Origin of the sequence: Rummeliibacillus pycnus (assembly GCF_050459865.1) — a bacterium.
Classification (GTDB): Bacteria; Bacillota; Bacilli; order Bacillales_A; family Planococcaceae; genus Rummeliibacillus; species Rummeliibacillus pycnus_B.
Genome location: NZ_JBCMNM010000113.1, coordinates 1 through 4,862 on the forward strand (window position 1 = coordinate 1; position 4,862 = coordinate 4,862).

At 33.0% G+C, this 4,862-nt stretch carries 4 protein-coding genes and 1 pseudogene; all 5 read right to left on the bottom strand.

The window, feature by feature from the left end; translation table 11 throughout:
• Nucleotides 1-102: 102 nt before the first annotated feature.
• Nucleotides 103-201: pseudogene (locus ABE048_RS19530) on the bottom strand (integrase); the annotation flags it as partial.
• Between the two features lie 49 nt (nucleotides 202-250).
• On the bottom strand, nucleotides 251-454 hold the full coding sequence (locus tag ABE048_RS19535; protein WP_430312972.1) for a hypothetical protein: 204 nt from the start codon (nucleotides 452-454) through the stop codon (nucleotides 251-253).
• A gap of 1,028 nt (nucleotides 455-1,482) precedes the next feature.
• The gene (locus tag ABE048_RS19540; RefSeq protein ID WP_430312973.1) at nucleotides 1,483-1,683 is read right to left on the bottom strand and encodes a hypothetical protein; all 201 of its coding nucleotides are present in this window, start codon (nucleotides 1,681-1,683) and stop codon (nucleotides 1,483-1,485) included.
• 300 nt (nucleotides 1,684-1,983) lie between these two features.
• Nucleotides 1,984-3,504 (bottom strand): osmoprotectant update ABC transporter permease/substrate-binding subunit OpuFB, encoded by a 1,521-nt coding sequence (gene opuFB / locus ABE048_RS19545; RefSeq protein ID WP_430312974.1) that lies wholly within the window; start codon nucleotides 3,502-3,504, stop codon nucleotides 1,984-1,986.
• A gap of 3 nt (nucleotides 3,505-3,507) precedes the next feature.
• Nucleotides 3,508-4,452, bottom strand: a complete 945-nt coding sequence (locus tag ABE048_RS19550) for an ABC transporter ATP-binding protein (RefSeq protein WP_430312975.1) — start codon at nucleotides 4,450-4,452, stop codon at nucleotides 3,508-3,510.
• Nucleotides 4,453-4,862: the final 410 nt, after the last annotated feature.

Consider the following 4,862-nt stretch of genomic DNA (forward strand, 5'->3'; position numbering starts at 1 on the left):
TTTCAAGGATAGCGCCCGATTGCGGAAGATAGCCCAACAACGATCATGAGTTCGGCAACTGTTATCTACTCCATTAACTGGCGCTCCACCACCATAGGATACATCGCGATTTAATTTTACAACTTCCCCAATACGGCAGCCGGTCGAATACATAAATTCAAACAGCGCATTCTCCATCGTTGCTTGACAAGCTTCTCTTAGCTGTTACGTTGGGTGTTAATTCAATTTTAAATTTCTTTGGGTTTGTCTACTACATTCTCATAATATCAATCATTCTCATAATATCATCTGATATAACTAATAAAAACACTAAGACACTAGTGACGATTGCATATTTTTTTGCTTTTGTATCAGCATTATTGAAGGTAACAATAATTGTCTGCAAGCTAAAAAAAACTACTAATGACCATAAGAGTGGTTCAATGATTAAACCAAATAAACCTTCTATTGGCACTAAAATAACCTTCTTTCGTTAGTTAAGATAATTAAAATGAAGAATCAACCCAGTAACCGTAAATTAATTTTTTCATTTCCAATACTACCCTTTGAATGTTTTCATTACAAACCAATTGTAATATTTAACATTTTACACTCTAATTTACAACTAGTAAAGTTAAAGTTTGTTAAATATAGGTAATTAAGGTAATATCTAAGGGGATGAAGGCGCAGAAAATTTAGCATCTGTTTTAATAATCTATGATTTCTTCTGTGTTAATAACAGTAAAAAACTAGAAACAACTTCTTTCATGAAACAACAATCTATACGAAAACAGCCATTTTTTATTACTTAGAAGTTTAAGAAATAGCTTTAATGTACGATTAATAATTGATATAAGCTCCTTTTAATTTACTGCAACATTAGATTGATTTAATTGTTGTAGTAAATAGGGTAATCTGTGGTAAAAAAGAGGATAGATAGAGCGAATTTAATTAAGCTCTTCTATCCTTTTAATTTCTATACATATAATGTGTGACATTAAATAAGAATTCACTATTTTAAATAGTTTCAGCCTATAACATGACTGCTGCAATTCCCATAACATTTTAATCTATCAAATTGTCAAAAAATATTCAATGGTTACTGTAAAAAAATGTAATTAACATGCCCTTTAAAAAAGGGTTTAATTTTTAATAGTTTAAGAGTAAATGTTATTAAACAATATGGCCCGATTGTAGAACAAAAGTTAAACAACACTATTCAACTAACCTGCCCCGTTAGTTGAATAACGGATAATGAAATTTACATATACTCTACTTTATTCTATAAGCATTCCAAATAATATCTTTAATCATAAATAAAAGCTGAACTAATACAAAGATTAGTTCAGCTTTAAAATAACTTATTATAATGTTACACATTGTATAAAGAATACTGATACATTAAGTTTATTACTTAAAACCTTGACTTTTAATAAATCCCTTTGATTCCTTCTTTTTTATATTCGGTTCCCGCAATTTCTCCAATTATTAATACTGTTTACATTAGTATGTGCGATAAGGGTAATGCATGTGATGATAGTGATAAGGATAATGTCCATGATGATGATGATGCATAGGGTAGTGCACTGGATATGGTGTATGATAATGGTGATAAGGATGATAGTAAATAGGATAAGTACCATGATGATGCATGCCATGATGATAACCTGTTTGTTCATGTCCCATTGGGTACATGTTAACCATTTAAACAACTCCTTTCATAAGCATGGTAGAAGTATTATATGAATAAGATGATAAAATACCGAGGATAAATGCCTAACTATTATCATACATCTTACAATTTTAATATTGAATGAATCTTTATACGGTGTTTCATTCATAAAAAAACACCTTGTCTTATTAATGACAAAGCTGTTTCAATTAAACCTAAAAAGGATAAACCCTTTGTTATATGCTCAATTTCTATATAATAAACCCTCTTTAACACACTTTAATTTGTGAAAAGAGGGCTTAGATTATTTGTGTAAAAAAAGTCAGGTAAAATTACTTTTTAATTAATTTTTCTTTTTCTAGATAATTTGAAGCTACCTTTTTAGCGCTTATTCCTTCGACATTTACTTGATAATTCATTTCTCTCATTTCATCATCGGTAATTTTCCCCGCTAGTTTATTAAGTGCATCAACAATTTCAGGGTATTTTTCTACTGTTTCTTTTCTAAGCATTGGAGCACCCTGATACGGTGGGAATAGATGCCTGTCATCTTCTAAAACTGTTAATTTATACTGTCTCAGTTCACTATCTGTTGAATAGGCATCTACCAGATTGATATCCCCCGATTGGATGGCACCATAACGTAATTTTGGTTCCATCGTCACTAAATTCGAGAAATGAATTCCATATAATTTCTGGATTCCCTTATAACCATCTTCTCGATCAGAAAACTCTAATGTGAACCCTGCCTTCATCTTATTTTGAACTAGTTTTAAATCGGAAATAGTTTTTAATTGATATTGCTTGGCTAATTGATTTGGAACGGCAAGAGCATAGGTATTGTTATAGTGCATTGGTTTTAAAAGGACCATATCGAATTTTGCTTCCATACCATCCTTCGCTTGTTTGCAAACCTCTTCGCTATCGGTACTTTTTGCTGTTTCCTTCAAAAATTCAGAGATGGCTGTTCCTGTAAATTCAGGGTAAATATCGATACTTCCAGATTTTAAGGCATTGAAAACAAATGATGTCTTTCCAAGCCCGGGTTTTAATTTAACTTCTAAATCTGTTTCATTTTCAATTAATAATTTATACATATTTATTAAAATTTCCGGTTCTGATCCTAATTTTCCGGCAATTACAATTTCTTTTTGCTGATTGCTCATAACTAGAGGTGATAACATACTAAACAATGCAAGCAACACAATGGTGATTAGCGCTATAATAGATTTTTTGTAAGATAGCTTTTCTAATTTTTTTAATAAATAATCAAATATCAGCGCTAGAATGGCAGCAGGAATAGCACCAAGTAAAATGAGTGATATATTATTCCGATCTATACCTAAAAGAATAATATCCCCTAAGCCACCTGCCCCAATTAATGCAGCAAGCGTTGCTGTCCCGACAATAAGTACCATTGCAGTTCGAATTCCAGCCATAATAACTGGCATAGCGAGTGGCAATTCCACTTTGACTAACCTTTTTCTACGATTCATTCCCATTGCCATAGATGCTTCAATCAATGAAGGGTCCACTTCTTTAATACCTGTGTATGTATTTCGTAAGATTGGAAGTAACGCATATATGACTAAAGCGATTACTGCAGGTATTTTCCCTATTCCAAATAGAGGTATTAATAGCCCTAACAAAGCTAACGAAGGGATCGTTTGTAAAACAGCAGTAATACCAATTATAAACTCTGCAATTTGTTTCTTTTTTGTCAAATAAATACCTAATGGAATCGCAATAATGACAGCAAAGAAGAGTGCTATAAAGGAAATCTGAATATGTTCAAACAATGCACTTAGGAGTTCGTCTTGACGTTCTTTAAAGATTTTAATGAAGCTATCCATTTGCTATCCTCCTTCATTTAGGTTTGAAGCTAATTGTTTAATCACTGCTTGTCTATTAATGATACCGATGATCTGTCCGTCTTCTACAACGGCTAATTCCTCTTCATTTGACAATCTATCTAACACATGTTCCAAAGAAGATGTAATAGAAATGGAGTTAGTTGGTGTGTTTGACATAACTGGTTGAACAATTTCATCTATTTTCAATATTTGTTTTAGACTTGAACTTTGATTACCTATAAATCCTTTGACGAAGTTGTTTTTAGGATTTCGAAGGATTTCATCTGGGGTTCCAAGCTGTTCAATTCTACCTTTTTTCATCACACAAATTCGATCTGCCAACTTTAATGCTTCTTGCATATCGTGCGTAACAAAAACAATGGATTTCTTTAAGCTTCTTTGAATGTTAATCAAATCATCTTGAAGTTTTTCACGACTAATCGGGTCTAGTGCGCTAAAAGGTTCATCCATTAATAGAATATCTGGATCTGCTGCTAAAGCACGGATGACACCGACTCTTTGCTGTTGGCCGCCTGATAATTCCCGTGGCTTTTTCTTCAAAAATAAATCCGGCTCTAAACTGACCATACTTAATAGTTCTTTCGTTCTTATATTTGTTTTTTCTTTAGTCCAATGTTTCAATTCGGGTACTATTGAAATATTTTCTTCAATTGTCATATGTGGAAAAAGTGCAATTTGCTGAAGGACATATCCAATATTCCATCTTAACTTATTAATTTCATAGTCACTTATTTTTTTATCATTAATATAAATGGTCCCTTCCGTTAAAGGAATTAATCGATTTATCATTTTCAAGATTGTTGTTTTTCCGCATCCACTAGGACCAATCATGACAAAGAATTCACCCTTTTGGATTTCCAGATTTAAATTATCTACAGCCTTCGTACCATCTCTGTAGCTTTTTGAAACATTTTCAAATTTTATCATTGCCTTTAATCACCACCTATTATTGTATTTACATTATCTACTAAATGAGGGGATATTGAAAATAATATGACGCCATGAGTGGAATCAGCTTCGCTTTGGCACGGGCGAGGGTCGAGTCTTTTCTCTCCCTGTGGGGTATCACCTGTCTCGCTTTTGTGGGCACTGAAAAGTGTAATAATACAAATATTTATTAGTTTATATCTGCTATTGAATGAAGTGGAATTAGCTCCGCTTTCCGTGGGCGAACTGACGAGCCTCCTCGCTTCGCTCCGGGGTCTCGTCTAGCTCGTTTTCCCACAGGAGTCTACGCTAATTCCACTTCAACGAAGATACTTTCCTGCAGGAGTCTACGTTGATTCCACTTCAACATAGATAGCAATGCAAGTTTTCTCTTTAGATATCCGATGTTT

Bases quoted from the DNA above. Each gene is read 5' to 3' on its own strand.
- ABE048_RS19540 (WP_430312973.1), bottom strand. From the start codon at position 1,683: ATGGTTAACATGTACCCAATGGGACATGAACAAACAGGTTATCATCAT.
- opuFB (WP_430312974.1), bottom strand. From the start codon at position 3,504: ATGGATAGCTTCATTAAAATCTTTAAAGAACGTCAAGACGAACTCCTA.
- ABE048_RS19550 (WP_430312975.1), bottom strand. From the start codon at position 4,452: ATGATAAAATTTGAAAATGTTTCAAAAAGCTACAGAGATGGTACGAAG.